This is a genomic window from Gemmatimonadota bacterium, assembly GCA_016714015.1.
Taxonomy (GTDB): domain Bacteria; phylum Gemmatimonadota; class Gemmatimonadetes; order Gemmatimonadales; family Gemmatimonadaceae; genus Pseudogemmatithrix.
Genome location: JADJNZ010000001.1, coordinates 446,355 through 465,983 on the forward strand (window position 1 = coordinate 446,355; position 19,629 = coordinate 465,983).

Consider the following 19,629-nt stretch of genomic DNA (forward strand, 5'->3'; position numbering starts at 1 on the left):
TAGGGGGAGGGACTAGGGGGAGGGATCAGGGGGGGGGATCACAGCTTGGACTTGGGGGTCGGTACGGCGGCGACCAGCTGTTCGATGATCCGGTCGGTGGTCACCTTCTCGCTCTGGGCCTGGAAGTTCAGGATCAGGCGGTGACGGAGCACAGGGCGTGCGAGGGCCTGCACATCCTCGTACCCGACGTGGGCGCGGCCCTGCAATAGGGCGCGGGCCTTGGCGCCCAGAATGAGGGCCTGGGCCGCGCGGACGGAGGCGCCGTAGTTCACGTAGCTCTTGATGAAATCGGGGGCCGTTGGGCCTGGGCGGCTCGTGCGCACCAGGGTCACCGCGTAGCGGGTCACGGCGTCGGCGACGGGAACGCGGCGGACCACCTTCTGGAAGGCGAGGATCTCGGCCTTCGACACCACCGGCTGCACCGCCTCCGGCGGCAGCGCGGTCGTCGCCTTCACCACCGCGACCTCGTCCTCCTCCGGCAGGTAGTCGAGCAGGACCTCGAGCATGAAGCGGTCGAGCTGGGCCTCGGGGAGCGGGTAGGTGCCTTCGAGTTCGATCGGATTCTGCGTCGCGAAGACGAAGAACGGCGGGTCGAGCTCGTAGGTGCGCCCCTGCACCGTCACGCGCTTCTCCTGCATCGCCTCCAGTAGCGCCGACTGCGTCTTGGGCGGCGTGCGGTTGATCTCGTCGGCGAGCAGCACGTTGGCGAACACCGGACCGGCCATGAAGGCGAGCCGGCGCTGACCGGTCGCCGGGTCGTCCTGGATCACGTCGGTCCCCGTCACGTCGCTCGGCATGAGGTCGGGGGTGAACTGGATGCGCGAGAACTTGAGGTCGAGGGCGCGTGCCATCGTCGAGATGAGCAGTGTCTTCGCGAGCCCGGGCACGCCGACGAGGAGGCAGTTGCCGCCGGCGAAGAGCGCGATGAGCGCCTGTTCCACCACGGCATCCTGCCCGACGATCACCTTCCGAAGCTCGGCGGTGATGCGGCCCCCCGCCGCGTGCAGGCGGTCGGCGAGCGCGCCGTCATCGAGTCCGGCGAGGGCATCTGCGGGTGCGGTCACGGTCTTCTCCAGGTGGTCGGTCAGCGGCTGAGCGAATAGACGAGGAAGTTGATGCCGAGCTTGTACGCTTCGTTCTCGAGGTCCACCGGGGCGAAGCCCTGCCCCGAGAACTCCCAGTACTCCGAGAGGTCGCCATCCCGATACGCGAGGGCGATCATGCGCCGCTTCGGGTCGTTGTCCTCGAAGAGCGCCCAGAAGGTGGGCACGGTGCCGCTGTATGACGTGAGCTCCTCGGGGTGCGGCACGCGGTAGAACGCGTCGAAGATCGGGTGCGTGCCATCGATCGGCACGAACCGCAGCGCGGGGAGCACGCGGCGCATCTGCGCCTCGAGGTTGAACCAGTGGTTGCCGCGGAAGTCGTCGAACATCACGAACCCGCCCTTGGCGAGGTAGGTCCGCATCGCGGCGACCTCCACGTCGTTGGGGCGCCAGAAGCCCGGCTCGGCCATGTACGCGACGGGATAGCGACCGAGCTGCGGGTCGGTCACGCGCATCACCGCACTCTCCGCGGTCCGCACGCGGATCGTCGTGAGCTCGCTCAGGATCTGCGTGAAGTTCCGCTCGCCGCGCGGGTAATCGTGCGACCAAGGGACGTCCCCGCCACCGAAGCGACCGACGTCCTGGTCCATCCCCATCTCGTAGCGCAGGCGGACGAAGGTGACGCGGCCGTCGTACGGGGGATTGTCGCCGGGCTCGGTGAAACGATTCCGGCGGCCCCGCTGCGCCTCGAGCGGAGCGGCGGCGCACAGCGCGGCGAGCAAGACCAAGCGTCGCCAGTTCATGGCGTGCCCCCGGGCGGCGCGTTGCGGAGTTCCAGCAGCAACTGCTGCGCGCGCTCGTACGTGGGCGACTGTTCGAGCACCGCGAGGACCTCGCGACGCGCGCCCGCACGATCCCCTGCCCCGAACAGCGCGCGCGCGAGGTCGACGCGCGCCGCGAGCAGGTCGGACGGCCCGAGTGCGAGGATCGCCCGACGCTCGCGCACCGCCTTCCCCGGCAGGCCGGCGCGCGCCGCGGCGTCGGCGAGCTTCGCATGCGTCGGCGCGTCGTAGGGCCAGATCCAGAGCATGCGCTCCAGCGCGCCGATGAGCGCCGTGTCGTTGCGCGCGCGCTCGTACTGTTGCGCCTCCGCGATGAGCGGCTCGAGTTCCGCATCGCCGACGACGGCGCTGTCCGACATCGCCGCGACACTCGTCGCCGCGAGCGCGCGTGCGAAGCGCGCGCGCACCCAGGTATCGAACCGCTCGTCGAGCGCGGCCTCGCTGAGCTTGAGCACGCGCTGGAAGACCTGCGCGTTCGTGAGGCCGTCGCGCCAGCCCCGCAGCATCGCGCCGAGCGCCGGCGCGCCGAACTCGGCCTCGATCATCTCCACGACCATCGAGGCGTGGAAGTAGCTCAGCACGACCTCATGCTCGTTGCGCGGCCTCACGAAGCCGTCGTTGAGCTGACTCACCGGGCGGAGGACGTTCCCCTTGAGTGCGGCATAGTACGGCGGCGATGGCGTGGCGCCCCAGCCGGGTCGCGCGCGCCGCTCCTCGTGCACCGACACGCCTTCGGAGAACCAGCGCGGCACCCGATTGTCGGAGAGTCCGAGGGTGAAGGTGTGCGTGAGCTCGTGCCAGGCGGTGGAGCCCCAGTTGAACGTCCCCGGCGCGCGCGCCGAGGGGGCGTCGATCGCGAGCAGACGACCGAAGCTCACGCCGAGCGCGCCGAGTCCGGTGAGGCCGACAGTGCGCACGGAGAAGTCCGCGTGCCGCGCGTAGATCTCCATCCGCACCGGCGCGGCCGGCCGGTAGTCGTACCGTGCCGCGAGCTTGTCGTACGCCTCCTCGAGCAGCGGGGAGAGGTACGGCAGGAGGATGTCCGCCTCGCGCGCCGAGGCGACGAACTCGAACCGCCCCATCCGCACGGTGCGGAAGGTCGCGAGCGCGTCGAGGAGGTCGAGCGTGTTCTTGTGCCAGAGATTGAACGGGTCGATCGCGAAGGCGCGCTCGATGTGCGCACGCCCCTGGGAGAGCTGGCCGGTCCGAAGACGGTTGGTGCCGAGCGAGCCGAGCGCGGCGACGGACATCGAGTCGAGCTCGAGGGCGCGCGCCGCGAAGCGCTCGGCATCCGCGTAGCGACGCTGTCGCGAGGCGGCTTCCGAGAGCGTGATATAGAAGGGCGCCGGCCGCGGCGTGATGCGCTCCGCCTGTGCGCGCGCGTCGCGGAAGGCGCTGGAGTCGCCTTCGATCCACGCCACCGCGCCGATCACCGCCCACGCGTCGAGCGCCTGCGCCTCGGTGGCGCGCAGATCCGGCGTGAGCACACGGCGTGCGGCGGCACGCGCCGAATCATCCGCCTCGGCCTCGAGGTGCTGGCGCGCGACGAACAGGTGCGCCGGCACGAAGCGCGGGTCGGCGGCGAGCGCCTCACGCGCCTTCGCGAGCGCGTCCCCCTTGCCGGTGAACTCCATCACGCGCGCCATGCCGAGGAGGGCCCACGCGCTGGTGGGCCGACGGCGCAGCACCGCCTCGTACCCCTGCTGCGCGTCCGGGGCGACGTACTTGTCGAGCAGCAGGTCCGACGCGCGGAGCACCGCCTCGTCGTTGGTGGGATCGGCCGCGGCGGCGGCATCGAACGCGCGCAGGGCCGCGCGCACCGCGTCGGCCTCGCCCGCCGAGACGAGCAGGTACGCGCGTCCGGCCGCGATGCGGTCGCGCGCCGACCAGCCGTCGCCGCCCCGCCCGTACTCGGCCGCGATCGTCGCGCCCTCGCGCTCCGCGGTCGCGCGGTCCCCGCGGAGGAGCGCGAGCTCGGCGCGCTGCACCCGCGCGGTGCGGTCGGGCGCGGCCTGTGCCGCGACGGGAGTCGCGATGACCCCCGACGCGGCGGCCGCGAAGCTGACGACCGCGGCGAGCGCCGCGCGGCGCGCGCTCATGGCCGCCGCTCCAGCGCGCGGATCTCCGCCGACTTCTCCGCGATCGCGACGAGCAGCCGCTCGAGCTCGGCCTCGTATTCCGCCTCGGGCGTCGTCGCCTTGCGGGCCTTGAGGCGCTCGACCTGCTCCTCGAGCGCCTTCCGCTCCGCCACCAGAGTCACCACGCGCGGGTCGCCGCTCGAGACGCTCGCCGCGTAGGCCGTGCGGGACGCGAGCACCGAGTCGGAGACCACCGCGTGCTCGGTGAGCATCCGCCGGTTGGTGTCGTACGCCTTCGCGACCTCGCGCACCGCGAATGCGAAGGACTCCATCACCGTGGTGCGGCCGTCCTTGTCCGCATCCGCCTCGTCGCTCGCGAGGCCACGCACGAAGTGCTCGGCGAACTGCGAGTCATTGCGCTCGAACGCCGTGCGCGTCGCGGTGACGATCACTCGCCCAGGGCCCTTGAGCGCCGCGCCGAAGTCGCCGCTCGCGCTCGCGGCGACGACGAACACGACCGTCTGCCGCGCGAAGCCAGCGATCCAGGTGGCGTACTCCGCGGCGGTGGGATCGACCCCGGGGAGATTCACGCGCGACTGCATACCTTCCCCCGACCCATGCCCGATGAGGATCACGACCACCACGTCGCCCGGCGCCACGCGGCGCGAGAGGGCGAGGAAGGCGCCCGCGACCGCGTCCTTCGTCGCGCGGCCATCGATCCGCTGTGAGTCGCGCGCCGGATCCTCGGCGAGCCAGACGAGACTCGAGTCGGCCACGCGCCAGCGCGTGCGCGCGAGGTCGGCGAGCGCCGCGCCGTGCTTCGCGAAGGCCGCGGTGTACGCCGGTTCGCCGCCGAGTCCGGTGACGACGAGCAGGTGCGTGCGCTGCGCGAGGGCGTCGGTCGCGGCCGCCGCGTTCGCGACGGCGAGCGCTGCCATCGACCAGAGGAGACGCCGCGCGGAGAGCCGACTCATGCGAGCCCCCGCGAGCGGCGGATGCCCCACTCGGCGCCGAGCAGCAGGGCGAGGAGCAGGAAGACGATCGGCATGTCCCACAGGTCGAGCGCGTCGCGCACGGAGACGCCTGCGTCCGAGTACTTCACATCCTCGGCGAGCTGCGACGCGTCGTCGAGCGGGTAGTAGCGGCCGCCGGTCTCCTGCGCGATGCGCCGCAGGAGCGGCGCCCGGAGCTCGGCCTGCTCGACATCGGCCCCAGCGTCGTCCGCGAGCAGCGCGGCGGCGGGACCACGCGTCGTGTCGGCGCCCCGCACCGCCTCCGCCCCGACGGCGTAGACGCCCGCCTCGTCGGCGACGAAGCGGCCCGTATACACGCCGTTCTCGGCGAGCGCCCACTCGAGCGGCACCTCGCTCACGCGCCCGCTCGGTGCGCGCACCGTCGCGACGACCGCCGCGTCATTGATGTCATTGAACCGCTCGTCCGCCACACGCACCCGGAGTTCCACCGGTTCGCCCGGCGCGACGCGCGTCGGCACGGCCGTCACCTCCACGCGGTCGGGCGCATCCTCGGTGAGCGCGCGCGCGAGCTGCCGCCAGAGCGTCTCGTGCGTGAGGTCCTCGACCGGCGTCCGCGGATCCATCTTCCATAGGTAGCTGTCCTGCGGGGCGAAGATCCCGGCGAGCCCGCGTCCGAAGCGCTGCGTGGCGTAGACGGTCTGGTCGATGCTCTCCCCCGCGCGCCGCCCGGTGAGCAGCGCCGTCGCACCGGGGCGCAACGACCCCAGCGCATTGACGATGGTGATGGCGGGGAGCGAGTCCCAGCGTTGCACCGTCGCCGAGTCGGTGGCCCCGAGCTGCAACGCCGGCTGGGAGAAGCCTGCCACCGTGGGACGCAGGCGCAGTTCGACGGCAGGCCCCTCGGCCTCACGCGGGGCGCGATCGAGCGCGATCGGCAGCACTTCGGCGACCGGCGTGCCACGGAACCCGCCCTCGGCGAAGGCGGCGCGGCCGCCCAGCGCGAGCAAGCCGCCGCCGCGCACGCTCACGAACTCCGCGAGCATGCGCAGCTGGTCCGGCGTGAAGAACGACGCCTCCACGCTGCCGAGCACGATGCCGCGATACGCGAAGAGCTCCTCGCGCTTGGTGGGGAAGCCGCCGGCGAGCTCGAGCGAATCGCGTACGCCGAGGCGGAGGTACTTCTGCTCCGCGCTGCGGAGCAGCACGACGAGGTTCAGCGCACTGTCGGTCGCGACCGCGCGACGGATGAAGCCGAGCTCGTAGCGCGGCTCGCCCTCGACGTAGAGGATGCGGTCGGGTCCCTCGCGCACCTGCACCACGCCATGGGCCTCGTTGTTCTCGGGGATCGTCTCGCGCTCGAGCGCCGCGGCGCGGACCGAGATGCGGTGCGTGCCGGGCTCCAGTTGCGCGAGCCGCACGCGCGCGCGCATCGACTCCTCGCGCGCGGGGAGCGTGACGGTCTCGGTGCCCACCACGCGCCCATCGGCCTCGGCGGTGAGGACCAGTCGCTCGCCCGCGACGCCGCGGAGCCGCAACGTCACGTCCACGAGGAGGTTGGCGCCCTGGAGGGGTCGCGCGGGCAGCGTGATGCGTTCGATCGCGACATCGCGCGGGAAGCGCTCGAGGCCGGCGCCGACGGTGAAGACCGGGATCCGGCGCGCCTTGAGCGCGAGGAGCGCGGGGTCCAACTCGCGTCCGGCGTTGTCCGCCCCATCGGTGACGACGACCATCCCGGCGATCGGCGTGCCCGCGAGTTCCTGCCGCGCGCCGTCGAGCGCGCCCGCCACGTCGGTGCGCGTGCCGAGCGTCCGGAGCCCTCCGGCGCTCGACGCCGGCCGGACGTCGGCGGCGAACCGATAGAAGCGAAGGGCGAACCGGTCGGCGAGCGCCCGAACGAGCGCCGCGGAGTCGGCGAAGACGCGCTCAGCGGCCGCGGCGCGGGACTCGTCGCCGCCGTCCTTGAGCGCCATCGAGCGCGAGTCGTCGAGCAGGACCGCGAGGACGTTGCGCTGCGGCACCGCGCTCGCGACGACGAGCGTCGGACGCGCGAGACAGGCGACGACGATGAGCAGGGCGGTGGTGCGGAGCGCGGCCAATCCGGCGCGATGCGCACGGCCGAGTCCCTGCACGCGCAGGTAGCCTCCCACCCCGACGGCCACGGCCAGCAGGGCCGCCGCGGCGAGCACCCATCCGGGGACGACCGGGCTCCAGACCAGCTCCCCTCGCTCCCAGACGCGCGCCGGATGCTTGAGGAGGAAGGTGAGCAGGGCGTCCATGATCCTCGGAGTACGCGGACAGACGGGGTGGCGCTGGCGATATGGCGGAAGGCGAATGTAGCGCCGGGACCTGGATACCGCTCTGGGCACACGGAGCGCACCTTTCACGTTCGTACCCGACACCTCAAGGAGCGTTGCCCCCGTGCGCATCGGGATGGAAGTGGCGGTCGTGGGTGGTGGCATCGCCGGACTCTCGGCCGCGTGGCGGCTGAGTGCCCGCCACCGCGTGACGCTCATCGAGCGGCATGCGGTGGCCGGGATGGATGCGCATTCGCTCGACCTGCCGCACGACGGGCAATCGTTCCGCATCGACGTGCCGCTGCGCGTGATCTACGAGGGGTACTATCCCACGCTCATCGCGTTGTATCACCGGCTGGGCGTGAAGCTGGAGCGGACCAACTACGCCGGGGCGTTCAGCCGGCTCGACGGGCCGGTCTACTACCGCTACGCCAACTGGCTGGTGGGCGGGCGCTCGGTCCCCCTCCCCGCCTTCCCGCTCGGCGGCGCCGCGATGCGCATCAACCGCGACCTCATCCGGTTCTTCCGGATGGCGCCGGCGGAACTGCGCCGGCTGGGCGATGACGAGGAGCCGCTCGGCTCCTGGCTCGACCGGAGCGGGCTGGGACACGAGTTCACGGAAGGGTTCCTCATCCCGACGTTCGCCGCCGTCTGCACCTGCTCCAATGCCGCGGTGCGCGCCTATCCGGCGCGCGTCATCCTCGAGTACCTCACGCGCGGCCTCACGTTCGGGGGCGTGCGCCGGGTGGTGCACGGTACGCGCGAGGTCGTCGCGCGCCTGACGGAGCCGCTCGCCGAGGTGCGCTGCGGAGTGAGCGTCCGCGCGATCCGTCCCGCGCCGGACGGCGTGCGGATCTCGTGGGACGGAGGCGAGCAGCGATTCGACCAGGTGGTCGTGGCGACGCAGGCGAACCAGGCCGCGGCGATGCTCGACGCCGGCTATCGCCGCGAGCGTGACGCGCTCGAGCGCTTCGCCTACGAGTCGAGCGAGGTCGCGGTGCACACCGACGCGCGCCTCGCCCCGACGGAACGCCGGCACTGGGCGCCGGTGAACCTCATCCAGAGCCCGGAGCACGACAAGCCGATGGCGACCATCTGGATGAACCGGGTGCAGCCCGCGCTGCGCGACGCCTCACCCGTGTTCCAGACGTGGAATCCCATCCGCGACCCGCACCCCGATTCGGTGCGGGCGCGCTCGCGCTTCGAGCGGCCGGTAGTGAACGCGGCCTCGCTCGTCGGCGCGCGCGAGATGGCGATGCTGCACGCGCAGCATGGACGGCGGCTCTGGTTCTGCGGCTCCTATCTCGGCCCCGGGATCCCGTTGCTGGAGAGTGCCGCGACGACCGCGGAGAAGGTCGCGCTCGCGATCGACGACGTGAGCGGGACGCTCGCGCGGAGCGCCTAGGCGGCGGCGATCAGGCGGACCAGACCCGCTCCGCCTGGTCGAGATGCCGATGGCAGTGTCGCACCAGCACCAGCCAGCCCGACCAGGCATCGTACTGCGCCCCCGCGACGAACGGTGATCCCACCTTCACCAGATGGAGCGGGAGGCCGTCGGCGGCGCGCAACGCCTTCTCGTGCGAGGCGAGGTGCCGCTCGAACTCGCCGCTGATGGTCGCGCGCGGCTCGTCGCCGGTGGGGACGAAGGCCGGTGGCGTCCGCACACGGCCGAGTCGCACGGAACCGAGCCGCATCAGTGGCCCCACCATCGAGCTGAGCACCGCGCCGAACATCGAGCGCTTCATGCTGCCGGAGAAGGGACCGCGCGGGCGCGCCTGCTCGGTGGCGGCCTCGAGCAACGGCTGCATCGCGCGCGCCGTGAGATTGAGGTGGGCGATGCACTCGGCGACCGACCACGACTCGGGATGGGCGCGGACGGCCCAGCGGTCATCGGGGGTGGCGGCGGAGAGACGCGCCCAGCGTGCGCGGACGGCGGTGAGCTCGTCGAGGAGGGACTGGATCTGCGGATGCATGTGGACCCCGGGGGAGGTGTCGGGAATCTGTGGTGTCCCGGCACGCGATGCCACGCCCGGACGCGAGGCTCCGTACGCGAACCCCTTCCGCGTGGTTCCGGGCACGCGCAGGTTCCGGGAGCAGGCGAACCCCCACCCACCCGACGATGCGCGCACGCTCCGCCCTCCTCCGTACCCTCGCGACCGCGACGGCGCTCCTGCTGCCGTCCGGGCTCAGCGCCCAAGCCTCGCGCCTCTACGCCGAACTCGATCGTCGCACCGCCGAGGTGAATGCGCGCGTGGTCGCCTGGCGTCGCGACATCCATGAGCATCCCGAGCTCGGGATGCAGGAGACCCGCACCGCGGCGCTCGTCGCGGCGCACCTGCGATCATTGGGGATGGAGGTGCGCGAGAAGGTCGGCGGCACCGGCGTCGTCGGCGTGCTGCGCGGCGGCAAGCCGGGCAAGGTCGTCGCGCTCCGGGCCGACATGGACGGACTCCCCGTGACCGAGATGACGGACCTGCCGTTCCGTTCGCGTGTGAGGACGACGTGGAACGGCAACGAGGTGGGCGTGATGCATGCCTGCGGCCACGACAACCACGTCGCGATCCTCATGGGGGCGGCAGAGGTGCTCGCCGGGATGAAGGCGCAACTGCCCGGCACCGTGGTGTTCCTGTTCCAGCCCGCCGAAGAGGGCCCGGGCGGGGCCGAGCCGATGATCGCCGATGGCGCGCTCGAGAACCCCAAGGTGGAAGCGATATTCGGCCTGCACGTGTGGCCCGGCCCGGCGGGCAACGTGATCTTCCGCGGGGGCCCGACGATGGCCGGCGGCAACGCACTCAACATCAAGATCAAGGGGAAGCAGACGCATGGAGCGGCGCCGTGGGGCGGCGTCGATCCCATCGTGGTCGGCTCGCAGATCGTGCTCGCGCTGCAGACCATCGTCAGCCGGCAGATCAACATCACGCAGACACCGGCGATCGTGACGGTCGCGCAGTTCCATGGCGGCATCCGCGACAACATCATCCCCGACTCCGTGATGCTGAGCGGCACCATCCGGACCTTCGACGCGGCGCAGCGCGAGTTCATCCTGGCGAGCGTGAAGCGGATCGCCGAGGACATCGCCTCCAGCGCGGGCGCGACGGCCACGGTGAGCCTCGAGGCGGGGTACGGCGTCACCGCGAACGACGAGGCCCTCACGCGGCGCATGGCACCGTCGATCGAGCGCGCGGTGGGCGCGGACCGCGTCTCCGTCGCGCCGCTGGTGACGGGCTCGGAGGACTTCTCGGTCTTCCAGGCGAAGGTCCCGGGCGTGTTCGTCTTCCTGGGCGTCACCCCGCGCGATCAGGATTGGCGCACGGTCGCGCAGAACCACTCGCCCTACTTCTTCGCCGACGAGTCCGCGCTCCCCGCCGGGGTGCGCACCCTGAGCTCGCTCGCGCTCGACTTCCTCACCGGCAACACGCCGCCGCCGATGCCGACGCGGCCGATCCAGTAGCGGCCGGAGGACTAGGCGGCGAGTGCGGCCCCGCACTCGCCGCAGAAGCGGGAGTGGGCATCGGTGATGGTCGCGCCGCAACGGAGGCAGGCCCCGGCGAGGTAGGTGCCACAGTCGGAGCAGTAGAGCGCGTCCGACTCGGGGCGCGGCCCGTGCGCGGGACAGCTCGTGCCACGCGACTTCATCCGCGCGATCAACCGTTCGGCCGCGTCGGACGCGCCGGCACCGCCCGCGAGGGCGCCGTCGATGGCATCGGGATCGGCCGTCCCCGCCCCGCCCGCCGACTCCCGCGCTTGCAGCTCCGCGAGCGCACGCGGTGCATACGTCGCCTTCAGCGTCGCATAGTCCTCGGGGGAGAGCTTCCCCGTCGCCTGATCGAACTCGATCTCGCGCAGCGCCTCGAGCGCGCTCGCCTCCGGTGCGAGCTCCGGCACGTACGATCCGCGGACATGCGTGCCCGTCCCGCGGAGCAGCGGCGCCAGCACGTAGAGCAGCGCGCCGACCGCGAGCAGCGTCCCGACGATCAGGGGCAGCATCTCAGGCGTCCTCGCGCAACGCGCGGTCGAGGCGGGCGCGATCCTCGTCGCTCATCCCCGGGATCGCGGCACCGGGGACCGACGCGCGCGCCGCCGCGGCGACCCGCGACTCGGCCGTCCACTTCCGCACCAGCACCGTGAGCAGCACCGCGCCGGTCGCGAGCGCGACGCTCGGGGCGAAGTAGCCCGCCCAGTTGAAGCCCTCCTTCTTGGGCTCCGTCATCGCGACCTCGCCGTACGTCTCGACGAAGGCCGCGAGGATCTCGTCGCCGTCGTAGCCGCCCGCGATGAGCCGCAGCACGTCGCGGTGCATCGCCGGCGAGACCTGGCAGGTGAAGTCCGTCGTGCGACAGGTGTAGACGTCGAGGATGCAACCGCACTGGCACTTGATGCGGTGCTCCAGCGCGTCGCGCTGATCGTCGGTGAGCTTCGGCGTCGCGCCGGGCTTGTCCGGCCGCAGCGTGGGACGGTACGCCCCCTGCTCCATGGGCGCGAAGTTCTGCGTCGCGTCCTGTCCGCCCGCGGCGCGGGCGACGAGCGCGCTGCCGAACCCCGCGGCGCCGAGGAGGAAGAGCCGTCGGTCGATCCGGTCGGGCGACCCTGCGTGGCGCGCGCTCACGCCGACGCCACCTCGGCCTGCGGCGCCAACTCCGCCACGTAGCCCTGCTGGCGCCGACGCGCGGACTGCGGCCACATCACGATCAGGCCGCCGAGCGCCATGAGCGTGCCGCCATGCCAGACCCAGACGACGAGCGGATTGAAGTTGATGCGGATCTCGGCCTTGCCGTTCACGACGCCGGCGAGGACGAGATACACGTCCTGGTCGTTGTGCTGGAGGATGCCGACCTCGGTGGACGGCTGGAACGTCGGGTTGCCGCGCGAATCGAAGTGCTGGCGCTTCTCGCTCGTGAGGATGTCGAGGCGCTCGCCGTCGACCTCGGGGCGGAGCGCGACCGTCACGACCTCGCGATTGAGTTGCTTGGCCGACGAGAGCCCTTCGCTCGTAAAAGTCCAGACGCGCCCGTAGGGATCGACGGCCTTGTAGCTCTCGCCGTCGGCGAGCGAGACGTCGTACTCCTTCTTGAACGCCATGCCGGCGAACGCGGCGAACATGATCACGATCCCGGCGTGCACCACGTAGCCGCCGTAGCGGCGGCGATTGCGCGCGACGAGGCGGCCGAGCGCGACGACGGGGTTCTCGCCGTACATCCGGCGACGCGCCCCGACGCCCTTCCAGAACTCCTGGATGATCGTGCCGGCGACGAAGCCGGCGAGGGTGAACGAGACGAGGGGATAGAACTTCCGCATCCCGAGCACCATCAGCGCCGCGCCGACGAGCAGGCCGAAGGCCGCGGGGCCCGCGAACTGCCGCTGGATGTTGTGCACGCTCGCCTTGCGCCACGCGATGAGCGGCCCGATACCGGTGAGCGCGAGGAGGAGCAGGCCGAGCGGCACGTTCACCGCGTTGAAGAACGACTCGCCGACCGTGATCTTGGAGCCGCGCACCGCTTCGGACAGGATGGGGAAGAGCGTCCCCCAGAGCACGCTGAACGCGATGCCGACGAGGACGAGGTTGTTGTAGAGGAAGGCGGCCTCGCGGCTGATCATCGCCTCGAGCTGCGCCTTGGCCTCGAGGTCCTGGAGCCGCTGCGACACCAGGATGCTCGTCGCGACGATGGCCAGCACCATGAAGGTCGCGAACCAGGTGCCCACGGGACTCTGCGCGAACGAGTGCACCGACTGGATCACGCCGGAGCGCGTGATGAAGGTGCCGAGCACGCTGAGGAGGAACGTCCCCACCACGAGGGTGACGTTCCACTTCCGGAGCATGCCGCGCTTCTCCTGGATCATGATCGAGTGGAGGAACGCGGTCCCGGTGAGCCAGGGGAGCAGCGAGGCGTTCTCCACCGGGTCCCACATCCAGTAGCCACCCCAGCCGAGCTCGACGTACGCCCACCACATCCCCATCACGATGCCGAGCGTGAGGAAGACCCAGCTCACGAGCGACCAGCGGCGCACTGCGCCGAGCCAGGCCGCATCGAGGCGTCGCGTGACGAGCGCGGCGATGGCGAAGCCGAATGGGATCGCGGTCGCGACGTAGCCGAGGTAGAGGAGCGGAGGATGGATCGCCATCGCCGGGTTCTGCAACTGCGGGTTGAGCCCGCGGCCGTCGGCGGGGACCCAGTCGAGGCGCTCGAACGGGTTGGTCGCGAGCGCGGTGGTCGCGACGAAGAAGAGGAGCACGAGCGCGTTGGTGCCCGTGACCCAGGGCATCAGCTCGCGGTTCGCGTTGCGGTTGGCCCAGGTCGCGAGCCCCGCGTAGCCGGCCAGCACGAGGCACCAGAAGAGCATCGAGCCCGACTGGCCGCCCCAGAAGGCCGAGATCTTGTAGACGGTGGGGAGGTTCGCGCTCGTGAACGAGGCGACGTAGGCGAGCGAGAAGTCGCTCGTGAGCAGCGCGGTCCAGAGGCCGGCCGACGCGAGGATGACGAACCCGACGCCGGCGTAGAGGCCGCGTTCACCGGAGGCGACGAGGTCCGCGCGGCGGAGCGTGCCGCCGGCGAACGAGGTCGTCGCGGACCAAGCGCACATGAGCAGCGCGATCCAGAGGGACAGCTCGCCGACGAGGATCATGGCTTACTGCGGCGTCTTCGTCGGGGCGGCCGCGGTGTCGGCGGGATGGGGCGGCTGGGCACCGTTCTTGTACGCCTCGCGCATGGCCGGCGAGTAGCTCTCCGGCGCGGCCTCGTAGCGCGACGCGCACTTCGCGAGCAGCGTGGTCGCGTGGAAGACGCCGTCATCGCCCAGGCGACCCTCGACGACCACGTCCACCGAGTCGCTGAAGGTGTCGGGGATGATGCCGCGGTAGTCGACCTTGTAGGTCGCCTTGCCGTCGGTCATGTCGAATCGCACGCGCTTGCCGCTCGAATCGCGCTCGACCGAGCCGTGGACGACGCGCGCGCCGACCTTCACCCCGGTGCGCTTGATGCCCGGGTCCTCGAGGACCTTGGCTTCGAGCTCGGCGGGCGTCAGGAAGTAGACCGCGGTGTCCTTGATGGCACCGGCCATGAGGAAACCCGCGGTCCCGAGGACCAGCGCGCCGCCGATGAGGAACTTGGAACGTGCCTGCATGCGATCTCCGGAAATGCGATTCGCGGAATATAGCCGGGTGCGAGCCTTACGGGGCCACCTGCCGCATGAGGATCGCGCCCGCTCCCGTACCCGCGGCGTCGGCCACGAGGTCCTTGGCCGACGCGTCCCCGCCGGTCCGGTGGTCCCACCACTCCTTCGCGACACCGACCGAGAGCGTGACACCCGCGGCCGTCCAAGCGGCGTCCCGGTATCGGTGTCCGTTCGCCCGCAGGACGCTGTGGGTCGCGGAATGGATCGCAGCGGAGGCCGCGAAGTGGTAGAGCTTGTCGCGCCCGAGCCAGCGGTCGATCGATGGCTCGCGCCGCGGGCCACCGAAGCTCAGCGAGCCGGCAAGGAGCACGAGGGTCAGTCCGGGCATGCGGTCACTCCCGGTCTCTCGCCCACGCGACCGTTGCGCGCACCGCCCGCCGCCATCCGCCGAGTCCCTGCCGCGCTGCGCTCACCCCGACGGCCGGCGCGAACCTCGTGTACGACCGCGATGCGAAGAACGCCTCCGCGTCCGGCCACACCCCTGCCGCGATCCCCGCGAGACCTGCCGCGCCCATCGCCGTCGTCTCGATGACGTCCGGCCGTTCCACCGGCACACCCAGCACGTCGGCCTGGAACTGCATGAGCCAGTCGTTGAACGTGGCACCACCGTCCACGCGCAGCACATCCAGCGGCGCGCCGCTCGCGCCGCGCATCGCCTCGAGCACGTCGGCGGTGCCGTACGCCATCGCCTCGAGGGCCGCGCGCACGAGATGCTCGCGCGTCGTGCCGCGCGTGAGGCCCACGATCGTCCCGCGCGCCTCCGGCTCCCACGCGGGCGCGCCGAGTCCGGTGAGGGCCGGCACGAAGTAGACCCCGTCGTTCGACGTGAGTTGCCGCGCCATCGACTCGCTCTCGGATGCCCGGCCGAGCAACCCGAGTCCGTCGCGCAACCACTGCACCGCCGCGCCCGCGATGAAGATCCCCGCTTCGAGCGCGTACGCCGCGCCACCGCGTGCATCGCACGCGACCGTGGTGAGGATCCCCTGCCCGCCGACGGGGCGCGCCGCACCGGTGTGCAGCAGCAGGAAGGCGCCCGTGCCGTAGGTGTTCTTGCTCTGCCCCGCCACCCAGCATCCCTGGCCGTAGAGCGCGGCCTGCTGGTCGCCCGCGACCCCCGTGATGGGGATCGCCGCGCCGAGATGCGCGGCGGCGGTCACGCCGAACTCGCCGGACGACGCTCGCACGGCGGGGAGGATCGACATCGGCACGTTGAACAGCGTGCAGAGCTGCGGACTCCACGCCATCGCGTTGATGTCGAAGAGCATCGTGCGCGATGCGTTGGTCGGGTCGGTCGCGTGGACAGCGCCGTCGGTCAGCTTCCAGATGAGCCACGTATCGATCGTGCCAGCGGCGAGTCGCTCCGTCGGGATGCCCGCGGCGCGCGCCTTGTGCTCGAGCAGCCACTCGAGCTTGGTGGCGCTGAAGTAGGGATCGGGCACGAGCCCGGTCGCCTGATGAATCGCCTCCGCCTGGCCAGCGGCGCGGAGGGCCTGACATCGCGCCGTCGTGCGCCGGTCCTGCCAGACGAGCGCGCGGTCGATCGGCCGTCCGGTCGCGCGATCCCAGAGCACGATCGTCTCGCGCTGGTTGGTGATGCCGATCGCGTCGGGGACGACGCCCGCCTGCGCGATCGCCTCGCGCGCGCTCTCGAGCATCGAGGTCCAGATCTCCTCGGGATCGTGCTCCACCCAGCCCGGCTGGGGGAAATGCTGCGCGAACTCGCGCTGCCCGCGGCCGACCACGCGGCCATCGGCCGCGACGACGAGTGCGCGCGAGCTGGTGGTGCCCTGGTCGAGCGCGAGAACGTGGCGCATCGAATGGTCTAGGCTGGAGGAGGAAGGATGGAGGTGTCGCTCGCGAACGCGTACGGCGGCGCGAACACCCCGACGTCGGTGACGATGCGCGTGATGAGCGTGTGCGGCGTCACGTCGAATGCCGGATTGTACGTCGCCGCCCCTTCGGCGGCGATCCGCACGCCGCCGAGGTGCGTGACCTCCTCGGCGTGCCGCTGCTCGATGGGGATCGCCGCGCCGTCCTTCGTGTGCGGGTCCACCGTGCTCATCGGCGCCGCGACGACGAACGGGATGCCGTGGTGCTTCGCGAGCACGGCGAGACCGTAGGTCCCGATCTTGTTCGCGGCGTCGCCATTGGCCGCGATGCGATCCGCGCCGACGATCACGAGGTCGATCTCATCGCGCGCCATGAGACTCGCCGCCATGCCATCGGTGAGCACCGTGACGGGGATCCCCGCCCGCGTGAGCTCCCACGCGGTGAGCCGTGCGCCCTGGAGCAGCGGTCGCGTCTCGTCGGCCCAGACGCGTGGCCGCCGACCTTCCGCATGCGCGACGTACACGGGTGCGAGCGCGGTGCCGATCCCTGCGGTGGCGAGCGCGCCCGCGTTGCAGTGCGTGAGGATGCGCATCCCGTCGGTGATGAGATCCGCCCCGTGCCGACCGATCGCGAGGCACATCGCCGCATCCTCGGCGCGGATGCGCTCGGCCTCCACCCGCAGCGCGGCCGCGCGCGCCGCATCGTCCGGGTGCGCGCCGCGCGCGGTGGCGAGCATCCGGTCGAGCGCCCACATGAGGTTCACGGCGGTGGGGCGCGTCGCGCGCAGCTCCGCCGCCATCCGCTCCACCTCGCGCAGCGGGTGCCCGTCGCTCGCGACGGCGAGGCCGATCGCCGCGGCGACACCGATCGCCGGCGCGCCGCGCACCGCGAGCGTGCGGATCGCCTCCGCGACCTCGGCGACGGTGCGCAGGTCACGCGTGACGACCTCGGCCGGGAGGCGCCGCTGGTCGAGGATGCGCAACGCACCGTCGGGGGACCACCCGACCACGAGGGTCGGCGGGGCGATCTGTTCCATGTGCCAAACGTATAGATTGGGAGCGTCACCCTCCAGCGACCCAGGCCCCGAGCATGTCCGACGCCTACGAGTTCCTCCTCCTCGATGTCGCCGACCGTATCGCGACGGTCACCATCAACCGGCCCGACAAGCTCAATGCGCTCAACGCGCAGGTGATCGGCGAGCTGGACCGGATGTTCACGGCCCTCGCGGCCAAGTCCGACGTCGGCGCGATCATCCTCACCGGCGCGGGGCGCGCCTTCGTCGCCGGCGCGGACATCGCCGAGGTCGCGGCGGCCGCGGGCGAGCCGTCCGGACTCGCGGCGGTGGCGGCGTTCGGTTCTGCCGTCTTCACGCGCATCGAGCGACTCAACAAGCCCGTGATCGCGGCAGTGAACGGCTTCGCGCTCGGCGGCGGCTGCGAACTCGCGCTCGCGTGCCACATCCGCATCGCGAGCAAGGCCGCGAAGTTCGGGCTCCCCGAGACGAAGCTCGGGCTCATCCCGGGATACGGCGGCACGCAACGCCTGCCGCGGCTGATCGGGCAGGGGCGAGCGCTCGAGCTCATCTTCACCGGCGAGATGGTGGACGCCGATCGCGCGTTCGCGCTTGGGCTCGCGAACCAGGTCGTCGACGGCGCGGGCCTCATCGACGCGGCGCGGTCGATGGCGCTGATGGCGACGAAGAACGGCCCGCTCGCGCTGGCGCACGCGATCACCGCGGTGACGCAGGGAGCCGACCTGTCGATGGACGCCGCGCTCGCGCTGGAGGCCGAGCATTTCGGGGCGGTCGGCCGCACGGCCGACATGCGTGAAGGGACCACCGCCTTCCTCGAGAAGCGCGCCGCGACCTTCCGCGGAGCCTGAGCGCGTGACCCGGACCGCCCCGCAGGCCGTGGCGGCCCGGCTCCGCGCGCTCACGCTGCGCGACTTCCGCAACGTCGCGCACGCCGAGCTCGCCTGCGCGGATGACGGCATCGTGGTGCTCGGCGAGAACGGGCATGGCAAGTCGAACCTCATCGAGGCGATCGCCTATCTCCGGCTGCTCCGCTCGCAGCGCGGCGCGCGCGACCGTGACCTGATCCGCTTCGGCGAGGCGGCGTTCCATCTCTCGGCCGACCTCGAGGGCACGGGCGCGCACCGCGCGACCGCGGCGGTGGACAAGCAGGGGCGCAAGAAGATCACCCTCGATGGCGGGGAGCCGGAGAAGCTCACCGACGCGCTCGACGCGCTGCCGAGCGTGAGCTTCTCGCCGCGCGACGTCGACCTCGTGGCCGGGTCGCCGGCCGAGCGGCGGCGCTACCTCGACATCACGCTCGCGCTCACCTCGCGGAGCTACCTGAACGCGCTCCGGCACTACCGCGGCGCACTGGCCCGGCGGAACGCGGCGTTGCGCGACGCGGCGCGCGCGACGCGGGGCGCCCAGGGCGAGGCGGTGGGCGCGGTGGCGGCTTGGGAGCCTGCGCTGGCCGAGCATGGTGCGGTGATCATCACGCAGCGGCGCGACTGGGTCGCGGCTCGCGCCACGGAGTTCCAGCGGCAGTGCGTCGCCATCGGCGAGCGCGGCGCACCGACGCTCGGCTATGCCGGGAGCTTCGCGGAGGCGGAGGACGTGCGGGGCGCGTTGCGCGAGCAGCTGGAGCGGCAGCGCGAGCACGACATCCGCCGATGCCTCACGCACGCCGGGCCGCATCGCGACGACCTCGCGCTCGCGCTCGACGGCCGCGACCTGCGACTCGTCGGCTCGGCGGGCCAGCAGCGCACCGCCGCGATCGTCCTGCGGCTGCTCGAGGCGGCGACGCATCGCGATGCCAAGGGCGTGACCCCGCTGCTGCTGCTCGACGATCCGTTCGCCGAGCTGGATCGGCGGCGCACCGGGCGCATCCTCGCGCTGCTCGAGGAGGTGGGGACGGGACAGGTGGTGCTCTGCGTGCCACGCGAGGACGAGATCCCCGCGCGGTACACGAAGCTCGCGCGCTGGCGCGTGCGGGATGGGGTCTTCACGCGCGAGGCCGAGGGATGAGACATCGCGACGACCATCACGGCCCGGGCAAGCCGCGCGCGATCGCCGAGGCACTGCAGGAGGTGTTGAAGCGCACGGGCCTCGACGAGGACGTGGCGCGCGCAGGGGTGATGGCCGCGTGGCCGCAGCTCGTGGGGACGCAGATCGCGGGCGTGACGCAGCCACGGCTCATGACCGAGGACGGAACGCTCGTGGTGGGCGTGAAGAGCCACGGGTGGATGCAGGAGCTGACGATGATGGAGCGGCAGCTGGTCGCGAAGCTCGCGACGGTGCCGTCGCCGACGCCGGTGAAGCGGATCCGGTGGGAGCTGCTGCGCTAGGGTGACGCAGGGGTCGTTTCCCCTCTGAAACCGCGGTCGCG

General features: G+C 71.9%; 18 protein-coding genes. 5 read left to right on the top strand and 13 right to left on the bottom strand.

All coding sequences use genetic code 11. The features are described from left to right. Nucleotides 1-38: 38 nt before the first annotated feature. Genes IPJ78_01835 through IPJ78_01855 form a run of 5 tightly spaced genes read right to left on the bottom strand, consistent with a single transcriptional unit; the run spans nt 39 to nt 7,213 of the window. Nucleotides 39-1,064 carry a MoxR family ATPase gene (locus tag IPJ78_01835; protein ID MBK7905283.1) on the bottom strand — a complete coding sequence of 342 codons (1,026 nt, stop codon included), beginning with the start codon at nt 1,062-1,064 and terminating at the stop codon, nt 39-41. A gap of 20 nt (nt 1,065-1,084) precedes the next feature. Continuing rightward, complete coding sequence (locus tag IPJ78_01840) at nt 1,085-1,846, bottom strand: DUF4159 domain-containing protein (protein ID MBK7905284.1); 762 nt, start codon at nt 1,844-1,846, stop codon at nt 1,085-1,087. Further along, complete coding sequence (locus tag IPJ78_01845) at nt 1,843-3,984, bottom strand: hypothetical protein (protein ID MBK7905285.1); 2,142 nt, start codon at nt 3,982-3,984, stop codon at nt 1,843-1,845. The genes IPJ78_01840 and IPJ78_01845 overlap by 4 nt, the downstream gene beginning before the upstream one ends. After that, nucleotides 3,981-4,937 carry a hypothetical protein gene (locus tag IPJ78_01850; GenBank protein MBK7905286.1) on the bottom strand — a complete coding sequence of 319 codons (957 nt, stop codon included), beginning with the start codon at nt 4,935-4,937 and terminating at the stop codon, nt 3,981-3,983. The genes IPJ78_01845 and IPJ78_01850 overlap by 4 nt, the downstream gene beginning before the upstream one ends. Beyond that, entirely contained in the window at nt 4,934-7,213 is a 2,280-nt protein-coding gene (locus tag IPJ78_01855) for a hypothetical protein (GenBank protein MBK7905287.1), read from the bottom strand. Before IPJ78_01855 ends, IPJ78_01850 begins: the two co-directional genes overlap by 4 nt. A 142-nt stretch (nt 7,214-7,355) precedes the next feature. Between IPJ78_01855 and IPJ78_01860 the strand changes: the two genes are divergently transcribed. Next, nucleotides 7,356-8,636 carry an FAD-dependent oxidoreductase gene (locus tag IPJ78_01860; GenBank protein MBK7905288.1) on the top strand — a complete coding sequence of 427 codons (1,281 nt, stop codon included), beginning with the start codon at nt 7,356-7,358 and terminating at the stop codon, nt 8,634-8,636. 10 nt (nt 8,637-8,646) lie between these two features. On the opposite strand, the gene IPJ78_01865 is transcribed toward IPJ78_01860, so the two are convergent. Further along, a complete protein-coding gene (locus IPJ78_01865; protein MBK7905289.1) occupies nt 8,647-9,204 on the bottom strand; it encodes a DinB family protein in 558 nt (185 codons plus the stop codon). A gap of 146 nt (nt 9,205-9,350) precedes the next feature. Between IPJ78_01865 and IPJ78_01870 the strand changes: the two genes are divergently transcribed. After that, complete coding sequence (locus IPJ78_01870) at nt 9,351-10,682, top strand: amidohydrolase (protein MBK7905290.1); 1,332 nt, start codon at nt 9,351-9,353, stop codon at nt 10,680-10,682. An 11-nt stretch (nt 10,683-10,693) separates the two neighbouring features. On the opposite strand, the gene IPJ78_01875 is transcribed toward IPJ78_01870, so the two are convergent. Genes IPJ78_01875 through mtnA form a run of 7 tightly spaced genes read right to left on the bottom strand, consistent with a single transcriptional unit; the run spans nt 10,694 to nt 17,267 of the window. Further along, on the bottom strand, nt 10,694-11,218 hold the full coding sequence (locus IPJ78_01875; GenBank protein MBK7905291.1) for a zinc ribbon domain-containing protein: 525 nt from the start codon (nt 11,216-11,218) through the stop codon (nt 10,694-10,696). Between the two features lies 1 nt (nt 11,219). Beyond that, the gene (locus IPJ78_01880; protein MBK7905292.1) at nt 11,220-11,837 is read right to left on the bottom strand and encodes a cytochrome c-type biogenesis protein CcmH; all 618 of its coding nucleotides are present in this window, start codon (nt 11,835-11,837) and stop codon (nt 11,220-11,222) included. After that, entirely contained in the window at nt 11,834-13,852 is a 2,019-nt protein-coding gene (locus IPJ78_01885) for a heme lyase CcmF/NrfE family subunit (protein ID MBK7905293.1), read from the bottom strand. Before IPJ78_01885 ends, IPJ78_01880 begins: the two co-directional genes overlap by 4 nt. Before the next feature lie 3 nt (nt 13,853-13,855). Further along, nucleotides 13,856-14,350, bottom strand: a complete 495-nt coding sequence (locus tag IPJ78_01890; protein ID MBK7905294.1) for a cytochrome c maturation protein CcmE — start codon at nt 14,348-14,350, stop codon at nt 13,856-13,858. Nucleotides 14,351-14,396: 46 nt separating this feature from the next. After that, complete coding sequence (locus IPJ78_01895) at nt 14,397-14,729, bottom strand: DUF2279 domain-containing protein (GenBank protein MBK7905295.1); 333 nt, start codon at nt 14,727-14,729, stop codon at nt 14,397-14,399. Between the two features lie 4 nt (nt 14,730-14,733). Next, nucleotides 14,734-16,215 carry a glycerol kinase GlpK gene (glpK, locus tag IPJ78_01900; protein MBK7905296.1) on the bottom strand — a complete coding sequence of 494 codons (1,482 nt, stop codon included), beginning with the start codon at nt 16,213-16,215 and terminating at the stop codon, nt 14,734-14,736. An 8-nt stretch (nt 16,216-16,223) separates the two neighbouring features. Then, nucleotides 16,224-17,267 carry an S-methyl-5-thioribose-1-phosphate isomerase gene (gene mtnA, locus IPJ78_01905; protein ID MBK7905297.1) on the bottom strand — a complete coding sequence of 348 codons (1,044 nt, stop codon included), beginning with the start codon at nt 17,265-17,267 and terminating at the stop codon, nt 16,224-16,226. Nucleotides 17,268-17,320: 53 nt separating this feature from the next. On the opposite strand from mtnA, the gene IPJ78_01910 reads away from it, so the two are divergent. Genes IPJ78_01910 through IPJ78_01920 form a run of 3 tightly spaced genes read left to right on the top strand, consistent with a single transcriptional unit; the run spans nt 17,321 to nt 19,588 of the window. Further along, on the top strand, nt 17,321-18,112 hold the full coding sequence (locus IPJ78_01910; GenBank protein ID MBK7905298.1) for an enoyl-CoA hydratase/isomerase family protein: 792 nt from the start codon (nt 17,321-17,323) through the stop codon (nt 18,110-18,112). Nucleotides 18,113-18,116: 4 nt separating this feature from the next. Further along, nucleotides 18,117-19,268: a DNA replication and repair protein RecF gene (recF, locus tag IPJ78_01915; protein MBK7905299.1), complete on the top strand. Its 1,152-nt coding sequence runs from the start codon at nt 18,117-18,119 to the stop codon at nt 19,266-19,268. Next, on the top strand, nt 19,265-19,588 hold the full coding sequence (locus IPJ78_01920; GenBank protein MBK7905300.1) for a DUF721 domain-containing protein: 324 nt from the start codon (nt 19,265-19,267) through the stop codon (nt 19,586-19,588). Before recF ends, IPJ78_01920 begins: the two co-directional genes overlap by 4 nt. Nucleotides 19,589-19,629 lie beyond the last annotated feature (41 nt).

Excerpts from the sequence above, each read along its gene's own strand:
- IPJ78_01840 (MBK7905284.1), bottom strand. The coding sequence starts at position 1,846 with ATGAACTGGCGACGCTTGGTCTTGCTCGCCGCGCTGTGCGCCGCCGCT.
- IPJ78_01845 (MBK7905285.1), bottom strand. The coding sequence starts at position 3,984 with ATGAGCGCGCGCCGCGCGGCGCTCGCCGCGGTCGTCAGCTTCGCGGCC.
- IPJ78_01850 (MBK7905286.1), bottom strand. The coding sequence starts at position 4,937 with ATGAGTCGGCTCTCCGCGCGGCGTCTCCTCTGGTCGATGGCAGCGCTC.
- IPJ78_01855 (MBK7905287.1), bottom strand. The coding sequence starts at position 7,213 with ATGGACGCCCTGCTCACCTTCCTCCTCAAGCATCCGGCGCGCGTCTGG.
- IPJ78_01865 (MBK7905289.1), bottom strand. The coding sequence starts at position 9,204 with ATGCATCCGCAGATCCAGTCCCTCCTCGACGAGCTCACCGCCGTCCGC.
- IPJ78_01870 (MBK7905290.1), top strand. The coding sequence starts at position 9,351 with ATGCGCGCACGCTCCGCCCTCCTCCGTACCCTCGCGACCGCGACGGCG.
- IPJ78_01875 (MBK7905291.1), bottom strand. The coding sequence starts at position 11,218 with ATGCTGCCCCTGATCGTCGGGACGCTGCTCGCGGTCGGCGCGCTGCTC.
- IPJ78_01885 (MBK7905293.1), bottom strand. The coding sequence starts at position 13,852 with ATGATCCTCGTCGGCGAGCTGTCCCTCTGGATCGCGCTGCTCATGTGC.
- IPJ78_01890 (MBK7905294.1), bottom strand. The coding sequence starts at position 14,350 with ATGCAGGCACGTTCCAAGTTCCTCATCGGCGGCGCGCTGGTCCTCGGG.
- IPJ78_01895 (MBK7905295.1), bottom strand. The coding sequence starts at position 14,729 with ATGCCCGGACTGACCCTCGTGCTCCTTGCCGGCTCGCTGAGCTTCGGT.
- glpK (MBK7905296.1), bottom strand. The coding sequence starts at position 16,215 with ATGCGCCACGTTCTCGCGCTCGACCAGGGCACCACCAGCTCGCGCGCA.
- mtnA (MBK7905297.1), bottom strand. The coding sequence starts at position 17,267 with ATGGAACAGATCGCCCCGCCGACCCTCGTGGTCGGGTGGTCCCCCGAC.
- IPJ78_01910 (MBK7905298.1), top strand. The coding sequence starts at position 17,321 with ATGTCCGACGCCTACGAGTTCCTCCTCCTCGATGTCGCCGACCGTATC.
- IPJ78_01920 (MBK7905300.1), top strand. The coding sequence starts at position 19,265 with ATGAGACATCGCGACGACCATCACGGCCCGGGCAAGCCGCGCGCGATC.